25 protein-coding genes, 1 tRNA gene and 1 other RNA gene are annotated in these 25,254 nt (G+C 61.7%); 13 read left to right on the top strand and 14 right to left on the bottom strand.

Going from position 1 to position 25,254, the window contains the following annotated elements; translation table 11 throughout:
- Positions 1-42: 42 nt before the first annotated feature.
- From ACR9WD_RS07875 to def, 3 genes are all read left to right on the top strand, one after another.
- Positions 43-118 (top strand) — tRNA-His (locus ACR9WD_RS07875).
- A 683-nt stretch (positions 119-801) separates the two neighbouring features.
- Positions 802-1,950 (top strand): acyl-CoA dehydrogenase family protein, encoded by a 1,149-nt coding sequence (locus ACR9WD_RS07870; RefSeq protein ID WP_434923145.1) that lies wholly within the window; start codon positions 802-804, stop codon positions 1,948-1,950.
- A gap of 24 nt (positions 1,951-1,974) precedes the next feature.
- Positions 1,975-2,547 carry a peptide deformylase gene (gene def / locus ACR9WD_RS07865; protein WP_434923144.1) on the top strand — a complete coding sequence of 191 codons (573 nt, stop codon included), beginning with the start codon at positions 1,975-1,977 and terminating at the stop codon, positions 2,545-2,547.
- Positions 2,548-2,573: 26 nt separating this feature from the next.
- On the opposite strand, the gene ACR9WD_RS07860 is transcribed toward def, so the two are convergent.
- The 4 genes from ACR9WD_RS07860 to rnpB all read right to left on the bottom strand — a co-directional run bounded on the left by ACR9WD_RS07860 (position 2,574) and on the right by rnpB (position 6,669).
- On the bottom strand, positions 2,574-3,620 hold the full coding sequence (locus tag ACR9WD_RS07860) for a winged helix DNA-binding domain-containing protein (RefSeq protein ID WP_434923143.1): 1,047 nt from the start codon (positions 3,618-3,620) through the stop codon (positions 2,574-2,576).
- A gap of 143 nt (positions 3,621-3,763) precedes the next feature.
- Positions 3,764-4,390, bottom strand: a complete 627-nt coding sequence (locus tag ACR9WD_RS07855) for a hypothetical protein (RefSeq protein WP_434923142.1) — start codon at positions 4,388-4,390, stop codon at positions 3,764-3,766.
- 231 nt (positions 4,391-4,621) lie between these two features.
- Positions 4,622-6,079 (bottom strand): glyceraldehyde-3-phosphate dehydrogenase, encoded by a 1,458-nt coding sequence (locus ACR9WD_RS07850; protein ID WP_432651888.1) that lies wholly within the window; start codon positions 6,077-6,079, stop codon positions 4,622-4,624.
- A 234-nt stretch (positions 6,080-6,313) separates the two neighbouring features.
- Positions 6,314-6,669, bottom strand: an RNA gene (rnpB, locus tag ACR9WD_RS07845) — RNase P RNA component class A.
- Positions 6,670-6,802: 133 nt separating this feature from the next.
- Here rnpB and ACR9WD_RS07840 point away from each other — a divergent pair.
- On the top strand, positions 6,803-7,591 hold the full coding sequence (locus ACR9WD_RS07840; RefSeq protein WP_285676025.1) for a YaaA family protein: 789 nt from the start codon (positions 6,803-6,805) through the stop codon (positions 7,589-7,591).
- A gap of 61 nt (positions 7,592-7,652) precedes the next feature.
- Here the strand turns inward: ACR9WD_RS07840 and ACR9WD_RS07835 are convergent, their stop codons facing one another.
- Together ACR9WD_RS07835 and ACR9WD_RS07830 are read right to left on the bottom strand one after the other, a co-directional pair.
- A complete protein-coding gene (locus tag ACR9WD_RS07835; RefSeq protein WP_149596867.1) occupies positions 7,653-8,039 on the bottom strand; it encodes a VOC family protein in 387 nt (128 codons plus the stop codon).
- 12 nt (positions 8,040-8,051) lie between these two features.
- Entirely contained in the window at positions 8,052-9,005 is a 954-nt protein-coding gene (locus ACR9WD_RS07830) for a Nif3-like dinuclear metal center hexameric protein (protein WP_038990966.1), read from the bottom strand.
- Between the two features lie 132 nt (positions 9,006-9,137).
- On the opposite strand from ACR9WD_RS07830, the gene msrA reads away from it, so the two are divergent.
- The 3 genes from msrA to epsC all read left to right on the top strand — a co-directional run bounded on the left by msrA (position 9,138) and on the right by epsC (position 11,456).
- The gene (msrA, locus tag ACR9WD_RS07825) at positions 9,138-9,665 is read left to right on the top strand and encodes a peptide-methionine (S)-S-oxide reductase MsrA (protein ID WP_038990965.1); all 528 of its coding nucleotides are present in this window, start codon (positions 9,138-9,140) and stop codon (positions 9,663-9,665) included.
- 128 nt (positions 9,666-9,793) lie between these two features.
- Entirely contained in the window at positions 9,794-10,729 is a 936-nt protein-coding gene (gene cysK / locus ACR9WD_RS07820; RefSeq protein ID WP_038990964.1) for a cysteine synthase A, read from the top strand.
- 142 nt (positions 10,730-10,871) lie between these two features.
- Positions 10,872-11,456, top strand: coding sequence for a serine O-acetyltransferase EpsC (gene epsC / locus ACR9WD_RS07815; protein ID WP_038990962.1), 585 nt, complete (start codon positions 10,872-10,874; stop codon positions 11,454-11,456).
- 174 nt (positions 11,457-11,630) lie between these two features.
- Here the strand turns inward: epsC and ACR9WD_RS07810 are convergent, their stop codons facing one another.
- Positions 11,631-12,911, bottom strand: coding sequence for a dicarboxylate/amino acid:cation symporter (locus ACR9WD_RS07810; RefSeq protein WP_434923141.1), 1,281 nt, complete (start codon positions 12,909-12,911; stop codon positions 11,631-11,633).
- Between the two features lie 296 nt (positions 12,912-13,207).
- A complete protein-coding gene (locus ACR9WD_RS07805) occupies positions 13,208-13,762 on the bottom strand; it encodes a hypothetical protein (protein ID WP_434923140.1) in 555 nt (184 codons plus the stop codon).
- Between the two features lie 131 nt (positions 13,763-13,893).
- Here ACR9WD_RS07805 and ACR9WD_RS07800 point away from each other — a divergent pair, with 131 nt between their 5' ends.
- The gene (locus ACR9WD_RS07800; protein ID WP_434923139.1) at positions 13,894-16,155 is read left to right on the top strand and encodes an ATP-binding cassette domain-containing protein; all 2,262 of its coding nucleotides are present in this window, start codon (positions 13,894-13,896) and stop codon (positions 16,153-16,155) included.
- Positions 16,156-16,157: 2 nt separating this feature from the next.
- Complete coding sequence (locus tag ACR9WD_RS07795; RefSeq protein ID WP_434923138.1) at positions 16,158-16,658, top strand: GNAT family N-acetyltransferase; 501 nt, start codon at positions 16,158-16,160, stop codon at positions 16,656-16,658.
- Here the strand turns inward: ACR9WD_RS07795 and ACR9WD_RS07790 are convergent, their stop codons facing one another.
- The 3 genes from ACR9WD_RS07790 to ACR9WD_RS07780 are packed head-to-tail and all read right to left on the bottom strand — an operon-like array spanning position 16,659 to position 18,726.
- The gene (locus tag ACR9WD_RS07790; protein WP_149596861.1) at positions 16,659-17,192 is read right to left on the bottom strand and encodes a hypothetical protein; all 534 of its coding nucleotides are present in this window, start codon (positions 17,190-17,192) and stop codon (positions 16,659-16,661) included.
- A gap of 52 nt (positions 17,193-17,244) precedes the next feature.
- The gene (locus ACR9WD_RS07785) at positions 17,245-18,255 is read right to left on the bottom strand and encodes an NADP-dependent oxidoreductase (RefSeq protein ID WP_434923137.1); all 1,011 of its coding nucleotides are present in this window, start codon (positions 18,253-18,255) and stop codon (positions 17,245-17,247) included.
- A 51-nt stretch (positions 18,256-18,306) separates the two neighbouring features.
- On the bottom strand, positions 18,307-18,726 hold the full coding sequence (locus tag ACR9WD_RS07780) for a DUF1304 domain-containing protein (RefSeq protein WP_434923136.1): 420 nt from the start codon (positions 18,724-18,726) through the stop codon (positions 18,307-18,309).
- Positions 18,727-18,791: 65 nt separating this feature from the next.
- Between ACR9WD_RS07780 and ACR9WD_RS07775 the strand changes: the two genes are divergently transcribed.
- Together ACR9WD_RS07775 and ACR9WD_RS07770 are read left to right on the top strand one after the other, a co-directional pair.
- Positions 18,792-19,370, top strand: a complete 579-nt coding sequence (locus ACR9WD_RS07775; RefSeq protein ID WP_121867813.1) for a TetR/AcrR family transcriptional regulator — start codon at positions 18,792-18,794, stop codon at positions 19,368-19,370.
- Positions 19,371-19,466: 96 nt separating this feature from the next.
- Positions 19,467-19,985 (top strand): DinB family protein, encoded by a 519-nt coding sequence (locus tag ACR9WD_RS07770; protein ID WP_434923135.1) that lies wholly within the window; start codon positions 19,467-19,469, stop codon positions 19,983-19,985.
- Positions 19,986-20,138: 153 nt separating this feature from the next.
- On the opposite strand, the gene gndA is transcribed toward ACR9WD_RS07770, so the two are convergent.
- Positions 20,139-21,578, bottom strand: a complete 1,440-nt coding sequence (gene gndA / locus ACR9WD_RS07765; RefSeq protein WP_038990948.1) for an NADP-dependent phosphogluconate dehydrogenase — start codon at positions 21,576-21,578, stop codon at positions 20,139-20,141.
- A 209-nt stretch (positions 21,579-21,787) separates the two neighbouring features.
- Between gndA and ACR9WD_RS07760 the strand changes: the two genes are divergently transcribed.
- On the top strand, positions 21,788-22,522 hold the full coding sequence (locus ACR9WD_RS07760) for a FadR/GntR family transcriptional regulator (protein WP_434923134.1): 735 nt from the start codon (positions 21,788-21,790) through the stop codon (positions 22,520-22,522).
- An 89-nt stretch (positions 22,523-22,611) separates the two neighbouring features.
- Here ACR9WD_RS07760 and ACR9WD_RS07755 read toward each other — a convergent pair whose 3' ends face one another.
- Both ACR9WD_RS07755 and ACR9WD_RS07750 read right to left on the bottom strand, forming a co-directional pair.
- Entirely contained in the window at positions 22,612-24,027 is a 1,416-nt protein-coding gene (locus ACR9WD_RS07755; protein ID WP_434923133.1) for a GntP family permease, read from the bottom strand.
- A gap of 52 nt (positions 24,028-24,079) precedes the next feature.
- Positions 24,080-24,613, bottom strand: coding sequence for a gluconokinase (locus ACR9WD_RS07750; RefSeq protein ID WP_434923132.1), 534 nt, complete (start codon positions 24,611-24,613; stop codon positions 24,080-24,082).
- Positions 24,614-24,933: 320 nt separating this feature from the next.
- Between ACR9WD_RS07750 and ACR9WD_RS07745 the strand changes: the two genes are divergently transcribed.
- Positions 24,934-25,194 carry a GlsB/YeaQ/YmgE family stress response membrane protein gene (locus ACR9WD_RS07745; RefSeq protein WP_066138115.1) on the top strand — a complete coding sequence of 87 codons (261 nt, stop codon included), beginning with the start codon at positions 24,934-24,936 and terminating at the stop codon, positions 25,192-25,194.
- Positions 25,195-25,254: the final 60 nt, after the last annotated feature.

Below are 25,254 nucleotides of genomic sequence, written 5' to 3'. Positions count from 1 at the left end.
TCTTGAGCGCTATTGCTTCTGACTAGTATCGAAGTAGACATGGTGGGTATAGCTCAGTCGGTAGAGCGTCTGGTTGTGGTCCAGAAGGTCGCGGGTTCAAACCCCGTTACTCACCCCAGTTCGAAAGATCTGGTTTGGAATGGAAATTCTGAACCAGATCTTTTTTGCTTCCAGCACTGTGGAGCTCCATGACCACGGCGGCACATTTCCTGGCTCAGTGTTCGACTTCATACCGCCGACAGCCATCGCATGAACCCGTGAGATACAAGGTCATGCCCAAGACGGGCAAAACGGTTTCACTGAACAGACGAGCTCCTCGTCACGCTGCCTCGCTGCTCCCCGCCCAGAGCGACCTGCAATCCGCCTATCAACCGTCCAAATGGAGCGTCAACCACACGGGGCACCCAGACGCATCGGGCTGCGCGCCACGCAAAGTCACGAGTCCAGGCACGGGCAAGACCGGCAAGCCCAGTCCATTACCGAGGCCAGCTGCAAGCACGATACGGAAGCGCCTAGATGAACAGGAAACTCGGCCCTACCGGCGAGCGCAACGCCGCCCAAATGAGGCATTAAGTCATATTTCGGCAGGTTGAAACACTGATTCGAAAGTATGTTCGAATGCTCGGCGTTTCGAGGTCTAACCCCGTGTTTTTCGAGACTTTTTGCGTTATTTGGTGACTTGAATCGTTGTTTGCCCTGGCGAATAGGCATGAATTGGCCTGAGCAACCATAATGGATCATGTACTTCGGCAAGCCAGTGAGCTACATGCCTTCGTTCTACCCACCGAAAGGTACTCCCCTGTGAAACGCGCGCTCTTTGAAGAGGACCACGAGCAGTTCCGTGAACTGGCTATGGAGTTCAATGCCCGGGAGATTTCCGGCAAATACGCCCAGTGGGAGAAGGAGCACCAGATCCCTCGTGAGGTGTGGCAGGCCGCCGGCGAAAACGGCCTGCTGGGTCTTGCCGTGCCCGAGGAGTTCGGTGGCATGGGGATCGATGACTACCGCTTCCGTGTAGTGCTTGACGAGGAGTTCGTGCGTGCCGGGCATCTGGCCGTGGCATTGGCATTCCACCTGCATGACGATCTGGTTCTGCCTTATCTGCTGTCCTACGGTTCTGCCGAGCTCAAGGACAAGTGGCTGCCGCGCATGGTCGATGGCTCCACCATTACCTCCTGCGCGTTTACCGAGCCTGGCGCGGGGTCCGACCTGCGTGCCGTACGCACCAAGGCGGTCCGAGATGGAGATGACTGGCTGATCAGCGGGCAGAAGACTTTCATCGGCAATGCGGCCTTCGGAGATGCCGCGCTGGTGCTGGCGCGTACCGATGGCGAAAGCGGACGGGCCACCGAGCAGTCCTTCTCGTTGTTCATGGTCGAGCGTTCCGAGGGGTACACCAATGGCAGCCCCTTCGACAAGATCGGGTTGCGCGCTTCTGATACCGCGGAGCTGTTCTTCGACGATGTCCGCGTTACGGCTGCCGATCTGGTTGGCGAAGTCGGCCAGGGCCTGTCCTACGTCAAGGCGCACCTCCCCCAGGCCCGCTTGGCCATTGCCGTAGCAGCGTCGGCGATCTGCACCGCGTCCTTCGAGCAGGCGCTGGAGCATGCGCAGAACCGCTCCACTTTCGGCCAGGCGCTGACCGAGTACCAGAACACCCGTTTCGAGCTGGCCAACCTGAAGACTGAGGCGCATGTCACCCAGAGCTTCGTGGATCGGGCTGTGCTGGCGTTCAACGATGGCGAGCTGGATCCTGCAGAGGCCGCGGAGGTCAAGCTTTGGGCTAGTGAGAGCGCCAAGAAGCTTTCCGACAAGGCGTTGCAGATCCATGGCGGCTACGGCTACATCATGGAGTACCCGATCGCCCAGTCGTTCACCGCCTCGCGCTTGCTGACCATTTTCGGTGGCACAAGTGAGATCATGCGTGAAACTATTGGACGAGCACTCTAAGCACTTTTGAAAGGAACTGATCACGTGCCTATTCGGCAGATCACTGTTTACGGAGAACCCGTACTTCACCAGCGTGCGGTGGAGGTCACCGAGTTCGACGACGCCTTGCGCGAGCTCGTTGCCGATATGCACGTCACCATGGATGAGGCGCACGGTGTCGGCTTGGCCGCTCCGCAGATCGGTTTGGGCCTGCGCATATTCACCTACGTCTTCGCGGACCAGGACGATGCTCCCGAGCGCGGTGTGGTGATCAATCCCAAGCTGACCCTTTCGAAGGTTTCGCAGGCTCCTGCCCATCCCGATGACCATTCGGAGGGCTGCTTGTCCGTACCGGGCTTGAACTACCCGCTGCAGCGCGCCGACTATGCGAAGGTGGAGGGTTTCGATGAGTTCGGCAAGCCGGTCGCCTTCGAGGCCCATGGCTGGTTCGCCCGCATCATGCAGCACGAGTACGACCATCTGGATGGCCTGCTGTACGTGGACAAGCTGCAGCCGCGCTGGGAAAAGAAGTGGAAGAAGGCCAAGAAGGCTCTTGGCTGGGGCGTACCGGGCAATACCTGGTTGCCGGGTACCGATGAGGATCCCTTCGGCCACTAGGCCAGTGTCGATTGCCAGGCAGCCGCCTACCGGGCGGTCTTGAAGTCCAGATACCGCTGATGCAGCGCCGCACCGAGTCGATCGGTCGGCGCTGCTTCTGCATTCCAGAGCCTTGCCGCCCTGCCTTGTTCAAGCCAGAAGGGCAGGAACATGCCATTCTTTCCCGGCAGGATCTGCTGGGCCATCTGCTCATCGGCTGCCAGCGCCCGATCCGCATAGCCCAGGTAGTACTCGTCAAAGGGACCCAGCAGGCGCAGCGGCAACCGGGTGGACTGCGGCGTTTCAAGCTCGCGGTGGGCCAGGCTTCCGGCAATGACCCAATAGTCTTCTCCTCGCTCATCGTTGCCTGCGCTGACCAGCACGTCACCAAGGGCTTGGGCAGCAGTTCTCATGGCAGAAAGCGTCTGCCCCGCGTACCAGGCTGCGTCGCGGATGGTGGCTGGCCCATGGGAGCTGAGATAGCGGCGCAATATTTCCGCCAGCGGATCCGCTGGTTCCCGGTGCCGTGCGATCCATTGATCGACGAGCACGAAGTCCTGGGCGATGAGCTTAGCAGCATCCGGTATGGGCCCGAGGCAGATCAAACCGTCCAGGGCAAGGACCTGCAGCAGGTGCAAGCCGCGTTGCTTGTCCGTCTCGATTCCGTGCCGGTTCAGCACGTTGAAGAGCCCGGTTCGGCTGGCCTGTCCGGACTCCTGCAAATGCGAGCTGATGACGCCGGCAGCCTGGTCAATGACCTGTGCGTCGATCTGCAGTCCGCGCAGGCGTGCGGCCGCTGAGCGCATGGTGCATTCACGGCTAGCCCGCACCAGCCACCGCGCGTCTTCGGCCACGCAGATGTGCAGCGTGCCTCGCATGGTCCATGACCGGACCAGTTGACCTTCGGCGAACAGCGCGTCGACTTGCTGGCGGGATTCTTGCGCTGCGGAGCGCTGGGCCAGCCCGTAGCGTCCTGCAGCGAAGTCCTGGGACTGGAAGGCGAGCATGTGCTCTGAGGCTTGCAGCGTGGATTCTGCCGGTTCCAGCAGAAGCTGGCTGGCCATGCGTGCTGCCAGTACCCTGGTCCTGTCCATCGGTCCACCTCGATCCCATCCCCGATGGCGTAGAGCCTAGCAGTCCGGCGCAGCGGATGCGCCTCCGGATCCGCAGCCTCCATGCCTCGCCTTGATGTGCAGATGGTCGTTGACGGAAGACCGCCGCAGCAACTGGCGACGCCTCACGTCAGCGGCGCGCGACTCCACTCTGCGAGCGCCTGCCTGAGCAGGGACCAGTTGGCGGCGGTTTCGAAGGAGGTTGCCAGGTGCGAATCGCCTAGCCGGTGCATGCAGTACCCAGCCCACGGCACCACGATGAGATCCGTCAACCCGCGCTCCCAGGCGGCGACCAGCACCGGCTGGACCTCCGTACTGCGCAGCACCGGTTCTGGATTCAATCCCAACCACGGATCGAACACCTGTTCCCATTGCTCGAACACGATGAGGTCGATCCCCTCGTCGCCGTACTGCTGGGTCCAGAAATCATTGCCGGTGGCTGAACCGGTTGCCGCGGTAGTTGCCGCCAGCCCGGGGATACGGTGGGCACCCTGCGCCTTTCCCACCCACGCGTTCGACCAGGTCTGGATCCACCGTTGCTCCCACAGGTCCCGGTCGGCTTCGTCCGGCAGGGCCGAGGATCCCGTCTCGGGAACCGGGCTGAGCTGGGGCAGCGCGAGATCTTCGGCTAGACCCCAGGCCTGCCGGATGAACAACAGCATCTGGATTGGCTGCGCGTGATCATCCATGGACAGCGACATGTCCGCGGGCCACCCGCCGTGGTTCAGGGCCGGATTCGTTGATCGCATCATGCCCCGAGCCTTGCACAGGGCACTTCCTCTGGCAATAGGTTCTGAGCGCAGGAAACAGGATAGCGACCCCCGGGAATACTGGACCCCCGTCCGGTCCTGCCCACGACGCGGAAAAGCGTGCATCAGGAAAACCCGGCAAGACCGTTCCTATCGCAGGCACAGAACCGAAGAAGGGACCATCCCAACGCGCAATGCGTTGGGATGGCCCCTTCAGCTGAAACCCTTGAGGTCCTAGACGGTGACGGCTTCTGCCTTCACTGAAGGCACTGCGGCTGGGTGGGTGCCGGCCATGGTTTCGATGACGCGGACTACCTGGCAGGAGTAGCCGAATTCGTTGTCGTACCAAACGTAGACGACAGCGTTCTTGCCGGACACGATGGTGGCCAGGCCGTCAACGATGCCAGCGCGGCGCGAGCCGACGAAGTCGGTGGAAACAACCTCAGGCGAATCGATGTAGTCGATCTGCTTGTGCAGGTTCGAGGTCAGCGAGGTCTCGCGCAGGTAGGCGTTCAGCTCTTCCTTGGTGGTCTCGTTCTCAAGGTTGAGGTTCAAGATCGCCATGGAGACATCCGGGGTAGGAACGCGGATGGCGTTGCCAGTCAGCTTGCCTTCGAACTCCGGCAGGGCCTTGGCAACAGCCTTGGCGGCACCGGTTTCGGTGATCACCATGTTCAGCGCTGCCGAGCGGCCGCGGCGTTCGCCCTTGTGGAAGTTGTCGATCAGGTTCTGGTCGTTGGTGAACGAGTGAACGGTCTCGACGTGTCCGTGGGTAACACCGAACTTCTCGTTCAGCGCCTTGAGCACAGGGGTGATGGCGTTGGTGGTGCACGATGCAGCGGTGACAATCTTGTCTTCTGCGGTGATCCACGAATCGTTGATGCCGTGAACGATGTTCTTCAGATCGCCCTTGCCGGGTGCGGTCAGCAGGACACGGGAAACGCCCTTGGCCTGCAGGTGCTGGGACAGGCCGGCCTCGTCGCGCCAGCGGCCGGTGTTGTCGACGACGATGGCGTTGTCGATGCCGTGCTCGGTGTAGTCAATGGTGGTCGGGTCATTCGAGTAGATGACCTTGATCAGGGTGCCGTTGGCGAGGATGGTGTTGTTTTCCTCGTCAACGGTGATCGAGCCGTCGAAGCGGCCGTGCACCGAGTCGCGGCGCAGCAGCGAGGCGCGCTTGACCAAGTCGTTCTCCGCGCCCTTGCGGACTACGATGGCACGCAGGCGCAGGCCGTAGCCGCCGCGCTCGATGAGGATGCGGGCCAGTAGGCGGCCGATGCGGCCGAAGCCGTACAGCACGACATCCTGCGGTTCTGCGTCGGTTGCGCCAGCCTGGCCAACCTTCTCGCCCAATTCATCAGCCAGGAAGGCGTTCAGATCAGCGGAACCGGACTCCTTGAACTTCTTGTTCATACGGCCGAGATCAACGGAGACCGAGCCGACATTCAGGGACTCGATGGCATCGAGGATCGCCTTGGTGTCGTTCAGGTCGAGCTCTTCGCCATCGATGCGGCGCACGACGCGGTGGGCCTTGATGATGTCGATGGCGGACTGGTTGATCAGCTTGCGGCCGTAGACGGAGGTCACCACATTGTTCTTGCGGTACAGACGTCCGATCAGTGGAATCATGGCCTCGGCGAGCTCTTCGCGCCCGCTCCATTCTTGCTGGGCAACGACAGACTGCTGGGTCACAGAAAATCCTTCCAATTCAGCCGACTCGCAGATCCATGAAGTCGGTTGGCACCGTGGGAAGCACCATTGCTTTTGCGGTGGCACGAGGTAACAGGATCATCCTCGTAAGTACATGATCCATTCTAGACCGTGCGCTGAAAAAGCGCGGATCGGGAACTGTGAATCATCTCACGAGCGGGCAAGGGCCGGGCGATGCGATCAGGAATGAAGGGCTGGATGCAGCGAAGGAATTAATGAATGGGATGGCCGATACGCCGGGTTTTGTCGCGCCGAAGCGGGACGGTCATCTATCTACGACTGCCGTTGCCGGCAGCCTCTAGCGGTCCACCCGACTGCATGGGGCGAACAGCCCTCATAACGCAGTCTGTCTGACCTTGCTCCGAGTGGGGTTTACCTAGCCACCCCAATCACTTGGGGTGCTGGTGGTCTCTTACACCACCGTTTCACCCTTACCAGGAAAACCTGGCGGTCTATTTTCTGTGGCACTAGCCTGCGGGTTACCCCGAGTGGGCGTTACCCACCACCCTGTTCTGTGGAGCCCGGACGTTCCTCGGGACAATTGCTTGCCACGCGACCGTCTGGCCATCCCATTCACTACCAGTCTAATCGGTTCAGGACAGCCTTCGGACCACTTTCGAACACTGGATCGCTCACAGCCGGAGTCGCCACGGCGGGGACATGGCCGGCGCAGAGCAGCAGGTGGACTCCGATAAGCTGGAGAGCGTGCTTATTTTGTTGCCGCCTTCCGAAGGCAAGACCGCCCACGCCGAAGGAGCTCCCTTCGAAATCGAAGATCTCTCTTTTCCGGAGCTCTCTGCCGAACGCCGCCTGGTGCTAGACGCCCTTGCAGAAGTCTCGGCAAGGGACGATGCCATGGACCTGCTGGGGGTCGGAGCTTCGCTGGCCAATGAGGTAGCACGGAATATCAACCTGCACACCGAGCCGGCCGCCAAGGCGCACGATATCTACTCGGGAGTGCTCTTCGAAGCCCTGGGCTACGCGAGCCTGGAAGAAGCCGCGCGGCGGCGTGCCGACGAATCCATCATCGTGATCTCCGCACTGTGGGGTGCCGTGCGATTTGGCGATCGCATTCCGCCCTACCGCTTGTCCATGTCGGTCAAGCTCGAGCCGCTGGGCAAGCTGGCCACCTGGTGGAAGAAGCGGCTGGCCCCGGTGCTCGATGAGGCGGCCGGCAGCCAGCTGATCGTTGACGCCCGGTCGAGCACCTACGCAGCCGCCTACAAGCCAGCCAGTGGCAACACCGTTGCGGTCAACGTCTTCCAGATGCGCAACGGAACGCCGAAAGTGGTCTCGCATTTCGCCAAGCACACCCGGGGCGAGGTCGCGCGCTTCCTGGTCGAGCAGCCGGTCGAACCAAAGAATCCTGGAGAATTGCTCGACCTGGTCCAAACCAAGTGGGAAGCGTCGCTGGTGGAAGACAAGAAAGGCCTGGCCCTGAACATCCTGCTGCCAGAAGACCACCAGTTCACCACCGTGAAGCACGCAGCCTGAGAGCGTTGCGAAGGAGAATGATGCCGTGCCAGCCGAGCAATTCCGCTAGGCCTGCATGGCATCATCGCTGCATTGCAACCAGTTCGACTTCGAATCCGGAAGCATCCTCCAAATAGGCCGCATAGTGCTGCGCTCCCCCGGCGTATGGGTGCAGATGCGCGAACATGAGGCTGAAACCGCGCTCCAGCGCTTCGGCGGCCAACGTGTCGACGGCCTGCCTGGTGCCGGCTTGGAAGGCCAAATGGTTCAGCCCTGGAGCCAGCCGGTCATGACGTTGCTTCTTCGCATCCGGACCTGATTCCAGGACGATATAGAAATCGCCGCAGGAATAGCTGATGCCGTTGGCCCATTGCGAATTGGCCGTGTAGCCCAGACGGGTCAGCAGCCAGCCCAGCGATGCTGTGCTGGCTGCCAAATCCTCCACCCAGATCTCTACGTGGTGCAGCATGCCAAACTCCGGCTATGGAGTCAGGACAAAGTCCCAAGGATCGGAATTCACCTGGGATACCTCGATTTCCACCGCATGTCCCAGATCGTTCAGCACATTGCCCAAGGCGCGGGCACCGGCCGAGAGCCAGACCCATTCCGAAGCGAAGTGGGAAACGTCGATCAGGTAAGGGAAGCCGCCATTGGCAGCTTCGCGCGCTTCGCTTGCCGGGTGATGGCGCAGGTCGGCGGTTACGTACACATCGGCCTGGTGCGAGCGCACCGCATCGAACAGGGAATCGCCGGCGCCGCCGCACAGGGCAACCTTCCGGATGATTCCGTTGCGGTCTCCGGCGACGCGCACTCCGCCGGCGACGGCCGGCAGCACGGTGTAGACGCGTTCCGCGAAATCGTCGAGCTTCATCGGCTTCTCCAAGAAGCCCACCCGGCCCAGGCCTTCCTCGGGCAGCCCGTCCTTGGACTCCACCAACGGCACGCAGTCCTTCAGCCCGAAGGCATCGGCCAGCGCGTCGTTGACGCCCCCGATGGCACTGTCGGCATTGGTGTGCGCGGTCAGCAATGCGGTACCGGATTCAATCAGGCGGTGGATGGCCTCACCCTTGAATGTCGTGCCGGCAACCTGGGTGACTCCGCGCAACAGCAGCGGGTGGTGAGTGATCAGCAGATCGGCCCCACGCTCGATTGCGTCCTCGATCACCTCCAGCGTTGGATCAACAGCCATCACGATCTTGGAAATCTGCTGGCCGGTTCGCCCGGTGACCAGCCCAACGGCATCCCAATCTTCGGCCAATGACTTTGGCCAAAGTTCCTCGGCGGCTTCAAGGACGTTACCCAGGGTGGTCTGCGCAGCCGAGGTGTCTTCCACCGGCTGCTCTGGCTTTTCTTCGGTAACGGGCTTGAGCGTCGAGGCCTCCGGGGAAACGTTGCTCTTCCCCAGGTCTTGCGAGTTATTTGCCTTGCTCTGCATACCAACCAGACTACGCGGTGCAAATGAGGATGGAACAGAATGCAACGCCGCAACGTTGTGAACTGTGTGAGTATTCTCAGCCTTCAGTCACCTCATCAATTCACCCCGACCCTGGATGTCCAGGACACCAAGTTGAGCACCTTCGTGCTAGCTGGCGGTTGCTTCTGGTGCTTGGATGCCGTGTACCAGCGAACGCGTGGCGTCTACGCGGTAATTTCCGGATATATCGGCGGCCACACCAAGGATCCGAACTACCGCGAAGTCTGCAGCGGCACCACCGGTCATGCCGAAGGTGTCGCGGTGATCTTCGATCCGCAAGTGGTTCCGGCCGACGTCATCCTGGACATGTTCTTCACCGTGCACGACCCGACCACGCTGAACCGCCAGGGCTACGATGTTGGAACCCAGTACCGCTCGGCGATGTTCCCGCTCGACGATGCACAGCGCGAACTTTTCGAGGCCGCCATCGACAAGTTCTCGCGTGTATACCCCAATCCGATCGTCACCACGCTGGAAGAGTCGAAAGATTTCTATCCTGCCGAGCAAATTCACCAGGATTATTACTCCGAAAACCAAGAAGTCGGATATTGCCGGGTGATTATCGATCCAAAGCTCGCAAAAGTCAGGAAATATTACGCTCAATGGCTAAACGAAGCCTAGTCGCGCTTTAGGCCTATTAGGGTTAGTTGTGAACCCGATGGGTGTCCGGCGGTTACGCCAGATTCCAGCAGTTATTTCGCCGCAACTATCTGCGGCTGCATAAAGTACACGTAAGGATTGCATACAAGATGGGCAAGATCTACAACAACGTCACCGAAGTCGTCGGCAACACTCCGCTGGTGAACCTGAATCGCGTCGGCGAGGGCCTGCCAGGCAACATTGCCGTGAAGCTGGAATTCTACAACCCGGCCAACTCCGTCAAGGACCGCATCGGCGTGGCCATCGTTGATGCAGCCGAGGCATCGGGCGCGTTGAAGCCAGGTGGCACCATTGTCGAGGGCACGTCCGGCAACACCGGCATCGCGCTGGCCATGGTTGGCGCGGCTCGCGGCTACAAGGTCGTGTTGACCATGCCTGAGACCATGTCCACCGAGCGCCGCGTCATGCTGCGCGCTTTCGGTGCCGAGATCGTGCTGACTCCGGGCGCCGATGGCATGCGCGGCGCCGTGGAGAAGGCCAAGGAGATCGTTGCGACCTCCGATAACGCCATCTGGGCGCAGCAGTTCGCCAACACCGCGAACCCGCAGGTGCACGCAGACACTACCGGTCCGGAAATCTGGGCCGATACCGAAGGCAAGGTCGATATCCTGGTTGCCGGCATCGGTACCGGTGGAACGATCACCGGCGCAGGCCGCTACCTGAAGGAAAAGAATCCGAACCTGAAGATCGTGGCAGTGGAGCCGAAGGATTCCCCAATCCTCAATGGCGGAAAGCCGGGCCCGCACAAGATCCAGGGCTTGGGCGCGAACTTCATCCCAGAGGTGCTCGATACCGAACTGTACGACGAAGTCCTGGATGCCAGCATCGAGGATTCGGTGTCGACCGCTCGCGCGCTGGGCGTCAAGGAAGGCATCCTCGGCGGCATCTCCGCTGGTGCAGCCGTATGGGGCGCCGTGCAGGTCGCCGCACGCGAGGAAAATGCAGGCAAGCAGATCGTTGCGATCATCCCCGACTTCGGTGAGCGCTACATCTCCACGCTGCTCTTCGATGACATCCGCGGCTAAGTAGATTTGCAGAAGCAGAATAAATCGGCGTGAGCCACCGTTGGGTCTATTGAGAGACCTTTATCGGTGCAGCTCGCGCCGATTTGCTGTGTGACATCTGCGGATTGTCCCGCGGCGAACCGCAACCACTAAGGTAGTATTCATGAGTTTTATCTCCCGCCTGCGTGAGGATTTGGCTAACGCACGCCAGCACGATCCGGCAGCGCGAAGCGATCCCGAAAACTTCTTCGTGTATTCCGGGCTGCACGCCATCTGGATGCACCGGCTGGCCCACAAGATGTGGCAGAACCCGGCACTGAAATGGCCAGCCCGTTTGCTATCCCAGGCGAACCGCGCACTGACCGGCATCGAGATCCATCCCGGCGCGACCATCGGCCGCCGCTTCTTCATCGACCACGGCATGGGCATCGTCATTGGCGAGACGGCCGAAATCGGCGACGACGTGATGCTGTACCACGGGGTGACCCTCGGCGGCCGGTCGCTGGCCAAGGTCAAGCGCCACCCGACCATCGGGGACCGCGTGGTCATCGGCGCAGGGGCCAAGGTCCTGGGGCCGATCGTGATCGGTGCCGACTCGGCAATCGGCGCGAACGCCGTCGTCGTCAAGGATGCACCGGCAGGGTCGATCGTCACCGGAATCCCTGCGCAGAACCGTCCGCGCCGGCCCGAGGAGCACAAGCCGGCGGTGGACCCGGCCGAGTACATCGACCCGGCCATGTGGATCTAGGGCTTCTGCTTCCACTGCAGCGATAAACCCGCCCAGCGTCCGAACCGTTCAGGTTCGGCCGCTGGGCGGGTTTCTTCGTGGGCCGGCTTGCTTGCCGGCAGAACAAAGCATCGATGCCCGGTACCTGCAAGTCTGGTACCGGGCATCGATGCTCATGCTTGTGTGGCAAGCGGGTTAGGCCAGCTTGTGCTCCCCCGATTCGGTGCCATCTGCGAGTTCGACGATTTCGTCCTCGGGATCCTGCGGCTGGGTGCCGAGCTTGCCTCGGGTCAGCTTGTGCATGATCATGGCCAGCGCGCCGTCACCGGTCACGTTGGTTGCGGTGCCGAAGCTATCCAGTGCAATGTAGGCCGCGAACATCAGGCCGACCTCGACCTCGCCGAAGCCGAGCATCTGGGAGAGCAGGCCAGCAGCGGCCGCAATAGCGCCGCCGGGCACGCCTGGGGCGGCGATCATCATGACGCCCAGCATCAGAATGAACGGGAGGTAGGCGCCGAAGGACACGTCGCCGCCGGTCAGCAAGAGCACGGCGATGGAGAAGCAGGTGATCTTGACCATCGAGCCGGACAAATGGATCGTGGCGCACAGCGGGATCACGAAGCCGGCCACGGCGTCGGCCACGCCATTCTTCTTGGCCGATTCCAGCGTCACCGGAATGGTTGCGGCCGACGACGAGGTGCCCAATGCGGTGAAGTACGCATTGCGCATGCCCCACAGGGCGGCCAGCGGGTTGCGCTTGTTCATCGCGCCAGCGATCGTGTACTGCACCAGCAGGACCACCAGGGTGAGCACGAAGGAAATCACTGCAACGAAGAGGAACTTCTGCACCACGATAACGGCGTCACCGGCAGCGGACAGGTCCAGGAAGATGCCGAAGATGAACAGCGGCAGCGCCGGAACGATCACGCGGCGGATGACCATTTCGATGATGCTGCGGAATTCCACCGCACCACGGAAGATCACGGTGGAGCGGAAGGCAGTCAGCCCCAGGCCCAGCATGAATGCCAGCACCAGTGCGGTCATGACGCCCATCAGCGGAGTCAGCACGATTTCAGTTGCGGAATCCCCTGCCTCGCCGACCAGGGAGAAGTACGGCTCGAAACCGGATCCTTCGCCCGTGCCAACTTCTTCGACACCGCCGCCGGACAGCGACTTGGTGAACAGCCAGCGGCTGACGAAGTAGGCAAGCAGGCCTGCGGCCAAGGTCGAGGCGTAGGCGATGACTGCGGTGATGCCCAACCACTTGCCGGCGCCCTTGCCAAGCTCAGCGATTGCCGGTGCGACCAAGCCGAAGATGATCAAAGGCACGATGAAGCCAAGGAATCCGGAGAAGATCGAGTTGTAGGTCAGGAATACGCTTCCCAACCAGACCGGCATGACCGGGCCAAGCAGGATGCCCAGCACGATGGCAACGAGCACCCAGCCAAGCAGTGGGATAGATTTCAGCAGCTTCATGAAAGTCCTTATAAACGGTTAGGGATCGGAGCGCCCTGCGCGACGGCCACAGGTGTGTCGTGGCGCACGCCTCAATCATGATAGACGTAATTTCCATTACACCGAAATCCTGTGATTGGCTTAAGTGTTACGGAAATTCGCGCTTCTGCCGAATAATTCCCGCCTGAAATCGCAAGGACTCCCATTGAATTCGATTGCTGGGGTATCGACCGTTCCCCAGATGAATATTCAGCGATTCAGCGGCTGAGGGCGTCTGGCCACAATTAAGCGGCATGGTGCTGGTGTGACGTCGTGGACTACTCGAAGCTTGCTTCAACCACGCCTTGTTCATGGCCCTGCCCGACAACCTGGTTTTGCACCCGCAGGTTCAGCACGGTCCCGTCTTCGGCATTTTCATAGCTCACGAACACCGACCCTGCTCCGGCGTCGTTGCTGGTTTGCGACCAATTTGGTCCACCTGCCGCCGAATGCTCGGTCAGGGACGCGACCACTTGGGCGGTGGCCAGCTGTTTCATTTGGGCTTCATTCCCGTTGCCCCAGGCAACGACCAGCGCGTCGGCATACTCGGTGGCGTTTGACGGCAGCTTGCCCAGCTCCTGTCCCCCGATCGTTTCCGTTTGCTCCGATTCCTCATCGGCCGGCGTGCTTGAAGCTGCAGGCTCTGTCGGCTCGGACGAGGTCGCGGTTGGGGATGCGGTTGCGGAGGAAGTTTGCGTCGAGCTGGCTCCAGGATCCGTGGACGCTTCGCTTGGTGCGCCGCCGGAGGTGCTGCCGCAACCGGCGAGCGCGAGGCAGCCGGCCAGTGCTGCCGCCGAGCTGAGCTTGAGTAGTTTCCGAGGTGCATCCGGCATGGCATTCTCCGCTCTCGACGAGGAATCGGCGATTCCCTGGTAATTCGATCCTCCACCGGAGGGGGCAGCAATTGCAAGCAGGCAAGCCCGGGCGAGGTGCTGGCGGGTCCAATAGTCAGTAGGCTTGGGACATGAGCCAGCACCCTGCCGATAGCCATGACACGATCCGAGTACGCCAAGCACGGGAAAACAACCTGCGGGGCGTCGACGTCGATATTCCCAAACGGCGCATCACCGCCTTTACCGGCGTATCGGGATCAGGCAAGTCCTCGCTGGTGTTCGGCACGATTGCCGCCGAGTCCCAGCGGCTGATCAACGAAACGTACACGACCTTCATCCAGAGCTTCATGCCATCGATGCCCCGGCCTGATGTGGAGGTGCTGGAGAATCTGTCCACGGCCATCGTGGTCGACCAGGAACGCATGGGCGCGAATTCGCGTTCTACGGTGGGCACGGCTACCGATGCCTATTCGCTTTTGCGCGTCCTGTATTCGCGGTACTCCACCCCGAGCGCCGGCGGCGCGGGCGCGTATTCGTTTAATCTCGGCCAGGGCGCATGCCCGGTATGCGAGGGTTTCGGCACCGAGGCGAGCATCGACCTTGATGAACTGCTGGATTGGGACAAGACCCTGAACGAGGGAGCCATCAAGGCGCCCAACTTCGCCCCGGGCGCCTGGCTGTGGCAGACGCTGACCGCCGGCACGCAGCCGGACCTGGACGTGAAGCTCAGGGACATGCCCAAGGCCATGCTGGACCGCATGCTCTATGAGGAAGCGGGCAAGGTCAAGCTCAACGGCGCAAACATGAGCTACTCCGGGTTGATCACGCGCATCAAGTCCAATTACATCCATTCGGGCCGGGAAATCAAGCAAGCCCATATCCGCGAGTGGATCGAGCGGATCTCCACGACCGCCCCATGCTCCGCCTGCGAAGGTTCCCGGCTCGGGCCGGCGGCCCGCGCGTCGAAGATCAATTCCCTGGGGATAGCGGACATGACCGCAATGCAGGTATCCGAGCTGCTCGACGCGCTGGATCAGATCCAGATCCCGGATGCGGCGCCGCTGATCACCAATTTGAAGGCAGTGCTCGAATCCATAGTGGATCTGGGGTTGGGCTACCTTTCGCTTGACCGCCCGGCCGGCACGCTCTCCGGCGGCGAAGCCCAGCGCGTGAAGATGATCCGGCATCTTGGATCAGCGCTCAGCGATGTCACCTACGTCTTCGACGAGCCCACCGTGGGGTTGCATCCCCATGACATCCAGCGGATGAACGGGTTGCTGGCCGGCCTGCGCGACAAGGGCAATACCGTGCTGGTAGTGGAGCACAAGCCAGAGGTCATCGGCATCGCCGACCACGTAATCGATCTGGGCCCCGGTGCCGGCACCCATGGCGGCACCATTTGCTACAACGGGGCCGTCGATGGCTTGCTCGCCAGCGATACGCTCACCGGGAAGCATTTCACGACGCGTGCCGCCCTCAATACCACCCCGCGCAAGGCCACTGGTGCGATGGAAGTGCGTGGCGCCTCCCTGCACAACCTGAAGAATCTTTCCGTGGATATTCCCACCGGCGTGATGTGCGCGATCACCGGCGTTGCGGGTTCGGGCAAGTCCACGCTGATCCACTCGACGATCGCCAAGCGCGAGGATGTTGCCGTGGTGGACCAAACGGCGATCCGCGGATCGCGGCGTTCGAACCCGGCCACCTATACCGGGATCATGGATCCGATCCGTGCCGCCTTCGCGAAGGCCAACGGTGTGAAGCCTGCCCTGTTCAGCGCCAATTCGGCCGGCGCCTGCCCTGCTTGCAGCGGCGTCGGGTTCACCTACACGGATTTGGCGTCCATGGCCGGAGTCGCCCTGCCGTGCGAACAGTGCCGCGGCAAGCGGTATACAGCTGAAGTGCTGGAATACACCTTGGACGGCTTGAACATCGCCGACGTCCTGGACTTGAGCATGGAAGAAGCCTTGGAGCAGCTCAAGGTGCCCAAGGCCAAGGCCATGCTGGAACGACTGAACCAGGTGGGCCTGGGCTACCTGAAACTGGGCCAGCGTCTGAATACGCTCTCCGGCGGCGAACGGCAGCGCATCAAGCTGGCCATCAACCTGGGCCAGGGCGCCGGCACCTACATCCTGGATGAGCCAACCACCGGGTTGCATATTGCCGACGTGCAGAACCTGTTGCGGCTGCTCGACGAGATGGTCGACGAAGGCAATACCGTCATTGTCATCGAGCATCACCTGGCAGTCGTCGCGCACAGCGACTGGGCCATCGATCTGGGCCCCGGGGCAGGCCACGAAGGCGGAAGCATCGTCTTCGAAGGGACCCCGGCGGATCTTGCCGCCTCGGGCACGCTGACCGGCGAACACCTCGCCGCCTACGTCAAGGGCTAGGCGTGGTGCAGAAACTCAGGAAACCTCTGCCGGCCGACGCGCAGGAGCTGGCCCGGCTGCATGTCGAGTGCTGGAAGGAAACCTACACGCATCTGCTGCCCGAAGGGTTCTTCGACTCCGCGCACGATGAGCAGCGCATGGCCATGTGGACCAGGGTGCTGGATGATCCGAAACCGCTGTTCCGGATCTGCGTGGCGGAGAACGAGGACGGGAAGCTTGTCGGCTTCGCACTTTCGGCTCCGCCCACGGGAAATACCGAAGGCCTGCGCGAAGACGAGGCTCGGCAGCTGTACAACCTGTATGTGCTGCAGGCCTTCCATGGGGATGGCACAGGGCAGGCGCTGCTGGATGCAGTGCTGGGCGATGAACCGGCGGTGCTCTGGGTGGCTGCCCAGAATCCGCGGGCCATCAGGTTCTATGAACGCAACGGCTTCGCCTTCGACGGCACCACCGAGGATGACCCGTCCGCCCCGGAAATCACCGACGCGAGGATGCTGCGGTAGCTAGCCGTCGGCAAGAATCCTCAGGATGTCCGGGTCCGTTCGGGTGCCCAGTTTCGCATCGATCTTCGAGACCAACTGCGCTTGGCGACGCAGCGAGTCGAATTCGGCATGCGAATCGGCGTCCTTCCGAATTCCTGTGGAGTCTCGCGCACGGAATTTATCCAGTGCCAGCTGCTTTACCGCATCACGGATCAGGGCCAAGTCCTCGGGCTGCACCGTCCAGCTATCCTTGTGCTCGCGCATCCAGGATCTGCGCTGCGCGTCGTCCAGGCCTTCGGGAGGCTGGCCTGCGCCCTGCAGATGCTCGAGCATCGACGTGCCGACGTTCTGCTCGGCGATGTCCTGGGACAAGCACCGGTCAATGGCGTATTGGACGCGAAGCCACCATTGACCGGCGGTATCCACTTTCGAGCGCAGCCGCAGCGTTCGCATGGCCAGGACTACGCCTGCGCCCGCGATGAGTACAGTTAGCAGCGGGACGAGCGCGAGCACGATTCCCAGCCCAGTGCCCCAGCCGCCACCATATCCGTTCATGCTCCGATCCTAGATTGGGCTTCGGACCGGAGCAATCGTCAGGTGGCCGAGGCTAGATGCGCACGAGCATCTTGCCGGTATTTGCGCCGCGCATCATGCCCAGGAAGGCGTCCACGGTATTCTCGATGCCGTCAACAATTGTCTCGTCGTAGGCGATCTTGCCTTCGGAGAACCATTGGCCCATGCGCTCGCCGAATTCCGGGGCGAGATCAAGGTAGCTGGAGAGGGTGAATCCCTGCAGTTTCAGTCCGCGGGTGATCAGGTTGGACATGTTCTGCGGTCCCGGTGCCGGCTCGGTGGTGTTGTAGCTGGCGATGGCGCCGCACAGGGCTGCGCGTCCGCCATCGTTGAAAGCTGCCAGGGCAGCTTCGAGGTGATCCCCGCCCACGTTGTCGAAGAAGACATCGATGCCTTCCGGTGCTGCTGCCGCCAGCTGGCCGTGCACGTCGCCATCCTTGTAGTTGAAGGCTGCATCGTAGCCGTACTTGCTGGTCAGCAGTTCAACCTTCTCGGCGCTGCCGGCCGAACCGATGACGCGCTTGGCTCCCATGAGCTTGGCGATCTGCCCGGCAGCAGTGCCCACTGCACCTGCGGCGCCGGAGACGAAGACGGTCTCCCCCTCGGCAAGATTCGCGACGGCGCTCAGCCCCACATAGGCGGTCAGACCCGTCATGCCCAGGATGTGCAGGCGCAGAGATGACGATACCCCGGGCAGATCAGGCGCCGGCTTGAAGCTGGACGAATCGGCTTGCACGGTGTCCGACCAGCCCAGCTGGTGCTGGACCAGGGTGCCTGCCGGGAAGGCCGCGTCAGCGGTCTCGATGACCCGGCCGATCGCTCCGCCGAGGATCTGCTCGCCGATCTGGTATGGAGGGATGTAGGAGCGGGTGTCGTTCATGCGTCCGCGCATGTACGGGTCCACGGAAATGAACTCGTTGCGCACCCGGATTTCCCCGGTTTCCAGCTCCGGCAGCTCAACGGTCTGCACGGAGAAGTTCTCCTGGGTCGGCCAACCGGAGGGGCGGGAAGCGAGCAGGATCTGCGTGCTGGTTGCTTTGGTCATGGTTACCAGTTCTTTCAAGTCTCGGTAGCGTGTGGAATTCTCGGTGTCTTGCTAGTTGCCCAGCATCAGGCCAAGGATCAGCAGCGCGATGGCCAGCAATGGCAAAATCCCTTGCTTGATGGCGAGCTTCGCTTTGCCGGGGCTGCCCAGTGCCAGGACCAGAGCGGCGGCCAGCATCGAGCCGGTTCCGGCGAAGACCAAGGTAGCGCCCACTGCCATGTGTCCCAGGCCCGAGGCGATCACGCCTGCAATTGAGGCTACGGCCAGGAAGAGGTTGTAGAACCCCTGGTTGAAGGCCATCTCCCGCGTCGCTTCGGCTTCGGCCTCGCTGGTCTTGAACACCGAACGGGTCTTCGCGGTGGTCCACGTCAGGGACTCCATCGAGAAGATGTAGATGTGCAGCAGGGCAGCTGCGGTTGCGAGGATCTGCGCGGCGATGATCATGATGCGTCCTGGGTGTGCGGGGAACAACTATTCTGTAACGACCATTTCAATATATACTGGAATGGTCGTTACGAAAAGAGGAGATGGGTGTGATGGCGCGAACATCCGCATTCGATAAGGAAAAAGTCATCCAGAGTGCCCGATCGGTCTTCTGGTCACGGGGCTTCGAGGCCACGTCCATTCCCGAGCTTGAAAACGCTACCGGCCTGAGCCGCTCCAGCATCTACAACTCGTTCGGCTCCAAGCGCGGCCTCTTCGACGCAGCGGTGGACAGCTACCTCAATGAGATCGTGCGCCCGCGATTGCGTCCACTGCTCCAGGATCCCGTACCGGCCCACGCGCTGGAAGACTACCTGCGCGGACTTGCCGCCGCCTTCGCGAAACCCGAATCCCTGCCGGCAGCCCACGGCTGCCTGCTGATCAACACCGCCAGCGCACCGATTGCCGCCGAAAACGACGTCGCTGCCATCATTTCCGCCTACCGCGAAGAACTCGATGGCGCCGTGGGCCGCGGATTGAAGGCAGTTCGCCCTGAGCTCTCCTCCGAACGCCATGCCCTGCTCAGCGATACCATTACCGGGCTCGTGGTGGCGGCCTTCGCCCTGGTGCGCATCTCCCCCGGCGAAGCAGTCCGCTTGCTGCAGTGCGCGGAGAACCTGCTGGAGGACTAGCAGCACATCTTCCTAGACGGTGCCGCTGCGCGAAGACGGGTATACCATGGAATCCCGGCAACGGGCTCGGGACTTCCTTGCGCGGAGCGATGACCGATGGACCAGGTTCGAGAACAAATTGCCGCCAGCTACCGGCGTGATGCCGCTGCCTTGGCTGGCTTCTTGTCTGGCGCCGATCGCAGCTCGTTGGCCAAGCACAGCGCAGGCACCCGCTGGAGCAACGAGCAGCTGCTCTTCCACATGGTCTTCGGCTACATGGTGGTCCGCGCGCTCATCCCGCTGGTGCACCTGCTGATCAAATGCCCGCCGTGGATCCGTTCGGCCTTCTGCGCGGTGCTCAATTCCGGCACGCGGCTGTTCCACCCGGTGAATTACCTCGGATCCTGCGCGGCGGCTACGGTCTACAACCATCGCCGCATGCGCACACGGCTGGAGCGGGCCCAAGCAGCGATCCTGGCCAAGCTGGCAACAGAAGACATCGCGGACCTGCAGCGCTGCGTCGACTTCCCGCGCCGGTGGGATCCGTTTTTCCATGAGCGCATGAGCTTGGCCGACGTCTACGCCTACCCCAGCTTGCACTTCGCTTTCCATGCCAGACAGCTGTCGCTGCCCTGAAGCCGAACCGGTACGCGACGGACAAGTGCCCGCACTACGTCGCGATCAGCGCCTGTGTGGAATACATTCCGGTGATCCATGATCATTCGAGCGCAAAAATGGCCTGCCCGAACTCCAGCGAGCTCGGGCAGGCCATTGAAGGGCATCCCGGTATTAGTGGGTATCCTCGGCTGCGATTTCGGTACGGTCACCGCTCCACTGCGTGTGGAAGGTGCCTTCCTTATCGGTGCGGCGGTAGGTATGCGCACCGAAGTAGTCGCGCAGGCCCTGGGTCAGGGCTGCTGGCAGGCGGTCGCGGCGCAAGCCATCGTAGTAGGCCAGCGACGAGGAGAACACCGGCGCAGGGATGCCCAGCTGGACAGCAACGGAAACCACGCGGCGCCATGCTGGAACAGCCTTGTTGATGGCTTCGGCGAATGCCGGAGCGAACAGCAGGTTCGAAGGCTTCTCGCCGGCCGAGTAGGCAGCGGTGATGTCCTTGAGCAGGGCCGCACGGATGATGCAGCCCTCGCGCCACAGGCCGGCGATCTCATCGAGCTTCAGCTCCCAGTTGTATTCACCGGCAGCCGAGGTGAGCATGTCGATGCCCTGGGCGTAGGAAACCAGCTTCGAGGCGAACAGCGCCTGTCGCACATCCTCGACGAAGTTCTCCGGCAGTGCGACCTCGGCGGTTTCGCCGGTCAGCACCTGCTGGCCCACAGCGCGGATATCGCGCTGCGAGGACAGCGAGCGGGCGAAGACCGATTCGGCAATGGCCGAAACTGGCGAGCCCATGTCCAGGCCGGACTGCACGGTCCAGCGGCCGGTGCCCTTCTGCCCTGCGGAGTCCTGGATGACATCGACCAGCGGCTTGCCGGTGGAAGCATCGACGTGGCCCAATACTTCGGCGGTGATCTCGATCAGGAAGCTGGACAGCTCGCCCTGGTTCCACTCGTTGAAGATCTCTGCCTGCTTGGCCGGCTCGATGCCTGCGGCGTTGCGCATCAGGTCGTAGGCTTCGCCGATGACCTGCATGTCGGCGTATTCGATGCCGTTGTGGACCATCTTCACGAAGTGGCCGGCACCGTCGGTGGAGATCCAGGCGCAGCACGGTGCGCCGTCGTCGGCCTTCGCGGAGATCTTCTCCAGCATTGGGCCCAGCGACTTGTATGATTCGGCGGAACCGCCTGGCATGATCGATGGGCCCAGCAGCGCGCCCTCCTCGCCGCCGGAAACGCCGATGCCCACGAAGTGCAGGCCTTTCTCGGCCAGGGAGGCTTCGCGGCGGCGGGTGTCGGTATAGTGCGAGTTGCCGGCGTCGATGACCACGTCGCCCTCTTCAAGCAGCGGCACCAGCTGGTCGATGACCGAGTCCACCGGAGAGCCGGCCTTGACCATGATCAGCACGCGGCGCGGGGTTTCGAGGTTTGCGACCAGTTCTTCCAGGCTTTCGGTGCGAATGAAATCGCCTTCATCGCCATGCGCTTCGAGCAGCGCGTCGGTCTTGCCGACCGAGCGGTTGTGCAGGGCGACGGTGTATCCGTTGCGAGCGAAGTTGCGGGCCAGGTTTGCGCCCATGACGGCCAGACCTGTGACACCAATCTGTGCAGGCATAAAAATAAGTCTCCATCGATTACGGGGAGTTGAACCGCCAAGCAGAGACCGGATGAGTCACGATCCCTGTTCACGGCCACGTGACCATTCCATCCTACAAGGGCGAGGGCCGTGATTTACAGCGGATCGCAAAAGTTAAAGCATATATATTTCGGCGGTCGACTCGCCTTAGTCTGATTTGACGCAGGCCATTGGCTAAACTGAACCCCATGGCAACAAGTCTGCACGCTCATGTGGTTGAGCACCTCGGCTCCCGCATTATCAGCGGGCAAATTCCGCGCGGCTCCATTATCCTCGCCGCCGACCTGGAACAGAAGCTGCAGGTCTCGCGCTCGGTGATCCGTGAAGCCATCCGGGTCCTGGCTCAATGCGGCCTAGTCAACAGCACCAAGCGGGTAGGTATTCGAGTGCTCGGCGCCGAGAGCTGGAACCCCTACGACGATCATGTCATCCGCTGGCGGCTGGCCAGCGACCAGAAGGGCGCGCAGCTGCGCTCGCTGACCGAACTGCGCATTTCCGTCGAGCCGATGGCCGCGGAACTGGCGGCCGAGTTCGCCCCCGAAGCGATGCGCAAGGAGCTGATGATGCTCTCCGCGCAGATGAACCATTACGGACGCCAAGGCGATTTGCGGCGATTCCTGGAGCTGGATATCCGATTCCATGCGGTGGTGCTGGCCGCCTCGGGCAACGAGATGTTCGCGAACCTCTCCACCCCGATCGGCGCGATCCTGCGTGGCCGCACCGAACTGGGCCTGATGCCCGAGCGCCCCCACGAAGAAGCACTGCTCTGGCACCAGTCAGTCGCCGATGCGATCTCCAATTCGGATGCCGCCAGCGCGCGGAAGAACATGGAAAGCATCATGCGCCGGACGCACAACGAAATCTGCGGCCTCTGGGACGGAGCACCGCGCTTGTTCGTGGATCCGGCCAAGAGCTCCCAGTAGCCGGGTTCCCCCGCATCGCACGAAGAATCTGCCGGGGCAGCGATCTGCATCGCTGCCCCGGCAGATTCTTGGCGTAGCCTGGGCTCGCTTTAGGCCAGTGCGGTCGCCAGGCCGTAGAGCACCATGACGCAGGCGAAGCCGACCACCGAAACCAGCGCCTGGCCAACAGTCCACACCTTCAAGGTCGTGGGCACATCGAGATCCAGGAAGCGCGAGATCAGCCAGAAGCCCGAATCGTTGACGTGACCGGCGAAGACCGAGCCCGCGGCCAGGGCCAGCACCATGGCAGCGATCTGGAAGGCGCTCAGCGAGGAATCGGCCAGCACCGCAGGCTGGACGATGGCGGCCGCCGTAGTCAGCGCCACCGTGGCCGAACCCTGGGCCAGGCGGACGATGGCAGCAATCAGGAAGCCGGCGACGATCAGCGGCATGCCCACCGATTCAAGCGAGCTGGCGATGGCGTTGCCGATGCCGCTGGCCCGCAGCACGCCGCCGAACATGCCGCCTGCACCGGTGATCAGGATAATCGAGCAGACCGGACCCAAGGCCGAGTCCACGACGGTTTCGGTCAGCGTCTTGTCCTTGCCCTTGAGGAATCCCAGCAGGAAGATGCCCAGCAGCACCGTAATAAGCAGGGCCACCGGGGTCTCGCCGAGCAGGCGCAGCCAGCGCACCCAGGCGGATTCCGCATCCACGACGCCTGCGGAGCCGAGCATGTTCAAGCCGGTATTCATGAAGATCAGCAGCAGCGGGAGCAGCAGCAGGCTGAATACCGTGCCCACCGACGGCAAGGACTTGAACTCGTCCTTCGATGCCCCATTGCCCAGAGCCGCATCCAGGATATTCGGGACCGGGATGTCGAACCTCTTGCCGACAAACTTTCCGAACAGATGCCCGGCAACGAACCAGGTCGGGATCGCGACGACCAGGCCGAGCACCAGCACGAGCCCGACGTTGGCTTCCAGAAGGCCGGACGCGGCCACCGGTCCAGGGTGGGGCGGCACGAATACGTGCATCACCGAGAATGCGGTGGCCGAGGGGATTGCGTAGAGCAGCAGCGAACCGCCCAGGCGGCGGGCCACAGTGAAGATGATCGGCAGCATGACTACCAGTCCGGCATCGAAGAAGATCGGGAAGCCGAAGAGCAGAGTGGCTACCGACAAGGCCAGTGGCGCGCGCTTCTCGCCGAACTTGGAGATCAGCCAGCTGGTCATCACATCGGCACCGCCGCTGGTTTCCAGCATGCGTCCGAGCATCGCACCCAGGCCGACCAGCAGTGCCACGCTGGCCAAAGTGGATCCGAAGCCGCCGGTCAGTGTCGTAATGACCGATTCAGCGGGGATGCCCGACGCTACGGCGGTCAGCAAGCTGGTGAGTACCAGTGCGAGGAACGCATGGACACGGAAGCGGATGATCAGCAGCAGCAGCAGCGCTACCGCGGCGACCGCCAGTAGCAGCAGGCCGGGCGTGCCCAGCGTCCAGTTCAGTTCAAGTTCGCTTGTCATTGTCTTCCTTGATCAATGGGAGGCCTTTGCCTTGGGGGTTTGCGGATTGATGTCAGTGCGCCGCACGAGGAGCGTTCGGCGAAGTGAGCTTTGCGGCCAATTGGCTGACGATCTCCTCTGGGCTGTCGGCAATATCGGCACTGAGCACCGGTTCGTCCGGGTCCGGTACTTCGAGTGTGGCCAGCTGGCTGTTGAGCAGGCTGGCCGGCATGTACTCGTGCGAACGCGCAGTCATCCGATCCCGAATCAAGTTCGGGCCACCGGCAAGGTGGATGAAAACCGTCGCCGGTGCCAGACGCCTGATGAGATCCCGGTAGCTTCGCTTGAGCGCGGAGCAGGCGATCACCGGCGGCGCCTGGCGCTGATTGCTTTCGGCCAACTTCGTTCCAATCAGTTCCAGCCATGGCTCGCGATCTGCGTCATCCAGCGCCTGGCCGGCAGCCATTTTTTCCTTGTTGGCCTTGGGATGCAAGCTGTCGCCATCGATGAATTCATGCTCCAGCCGGTCGGCGAGCAGTTGGCCGATGGTGGTTTTGCCGCTGCCCGAAACACCCATCACCACAATTGGCGGGACTTGCTGATTCATGCATTCACTCCGTTGCGTGCAAACTAATATATGACTTATGGATTCTCGTGTTCCATAAAATATGATTTAACTAGACTAGAAGTGAGCTGGGCTACTGTCAACAAATGTCGCGGAGAATTTGCTTGGTCCACGCAAACGCACTGGTCAGCCAGTATATTTGCAGGAAATCATGCCAATCCTTCAATCGATGCTTGAACCAAGTCTATGAAAACCCTGAATTTCGATGCGATTTTCGTAGATCACCTGCTCAAACCCATGTATTGTCTCGTTTTAAGTGGATCGAACCCGACCACTACACAGTCTGACCATTGGAGCGAATCATGGGATTCATTGGATGGATCGTATTGGGCTTGATTGCCGGAGCGATCGCAAAGGCCATTCTGCCCGGCAAGCAAGGTGGCGGCTGGATCGCTACCCTCATTCTCGGCGTCGTAGGCGCTCTGCTAGGCGGATGGATCGGAAGCGCAGTCTTCGGCGAGGGCGTGGATGAGTTCTTCTCCATCTCAAGCTGGCTTCTTGCCATTGGTGGCGCCCTCATCGTGCTAGTCATTTGGGGCTTCATCACCAAGCGACGGGCTTAACGCACTTTCCGCGGGGCATATGTCCTACCGATATAGATTTCCCGCCGGGTAACAGTTCTC

The sequence above is a fragment of the Glutamicibacter sp. PAEs-4 genome (assembly GCF_051161755.1).
Taxonomy (GTDB): domain Bacteria; phylum Actinomycetota; class Actinomycetes; order Actinomycetales; family Micrococcaceae; genus Glutamicibacter; species Glutamicibacter nicotianae.
The sequence above is the reverse complement of the archived record's forward strand: the minus strand, read 5'-3'. Positions and strand labels throughout refer to the sequence as shown.

Bases quoted from the DNA above. Each gene is read 5' to 3' on its own strand.
- cysK (WP_038990964.1), top strand. From the start codon at position 9,794: ATGGGCAAGATCTACAACAACGTCACCGAAGTCGTCGGCAACACTCCG.
- ACR9WD_RS07835 (WP_149596867.1), bottom strand. From the start codon at position 8,039: ATGCTGCACCACGTAGAGATCTGGGTGGAGGATTTGGCAGCCAGCACA.
- ACR9WD_RS07770 (WP_434923135.1), top strand. From the start codon at position 19,467: ATGGACCAGGTTCGAGAACAAATTGCCGCCAGCTACCGGCGTGATGCC.
- ACR9WD_RS07855 (WP_434923142.1), bottom strand. From the start codon at position 4,390: ATGATGCGATCAACGAATCCGGCCCTGAACCACGGCGGGTGGCCCGCG.
- ACR9WD_RS07755 (WP_434923133.1), bottom strand. From the start codon at position 24,027: ATGACAAGCGAACTTGAACTGAACTGGACGCTGGGCACGCCCGGCCTG.
- epsC (WP_038990962.1), top strand. From the start codon at position 10,872: ATGAGTTTTATCTCCCGCCTGCGTGAGGATTTGGCTAACGCACGCCAG.
- ACR9WD_RS07830 (WP_038990966.1), bottom strand. From the start codon at position 9,005: ATGCAGAGCAAGGCAAATAACTCGCAAGACCTGGGGAAGAGCAACGTT.
- gndA (WP_038990948.1), bottom strand. From the start codon at position 21,578: ATGCCTGCACAGATTGGTGTCACAGGTCTGGCCGTCATGGGCGCAAAC.
- ACR9WD_RS07810 (WP_434923141.1), bottom strand. From the start codon at position 12,911: ATGAAGCTGCTGAAATCTATCCCACTGCTTGGCTGGGTGCTCGTTGCC.
- ACR9WD_RS07790 (WP_149596861.1), bottom strand. From the start codon at position 17,192: ATGAACGGATATGGTGGCGGCTGGGGCACTGGGCTGGGAATCGTGCTC.
- ACR9WD_RS07775 (WP_121867813.1), top strand. From the start codon at position 18,792: ATGGCGCGAACATCCGCATTCGATAAGGAAAAAGTCATCCAGAGTGCC.
- ACR9WD_RS07745 (WP_066138115.1), top strand. From the start codon at position 24,934: ATGGGATTCATTGGATGGATCGTATTGGGCTTGATTGCCGGAGCGATC.
- ACR9WD_RS07800 (WP_434923139.1), top strand. From the start codon at position 13,894: ATGAGCCAGCACCCTGCCGATAGCCATGACACGATCCGAGTACGCCAA.
- ACR9WD_RS07785 (WP_434923137.1), bottom strand. From the start codon at position 18,255: ATGACCAAAGCAACCAGCACGCAGATCCTGCTCGCTTCCCGCCCCTCC.
- ACR9WD_RS07750 (WP_434923132.1), bottom strand. From the start codon at position 24,613: ATGAATCAGCAAGTCCCGCCAATTGTGGTGATGGGTGTTTCGGGCAGC.
- ACR9WD_RS07860 (WP_434923143.1), bottom strand. From the start codon at position 3,620: ATGGACAGGACCAGGGTACTGGCAGCACGCATGGCCAGCCAGCTTCTG.
- ACR9WD_RS07805 (WP_434923140.1), bottom strand. From the start codon at position 13,762: ATGCCGGATGCACCTCGGAAACTACTCAAGCTCAGCTCGGCGGCAGCA.
- ACR9WD_RS07760 (WP_434923134.1), top strand. From the start codon at position 21,788: ATGGCAACAAGTCTGCACGCTCATGTGGTTGAGCACCTCGGCTCCCGC.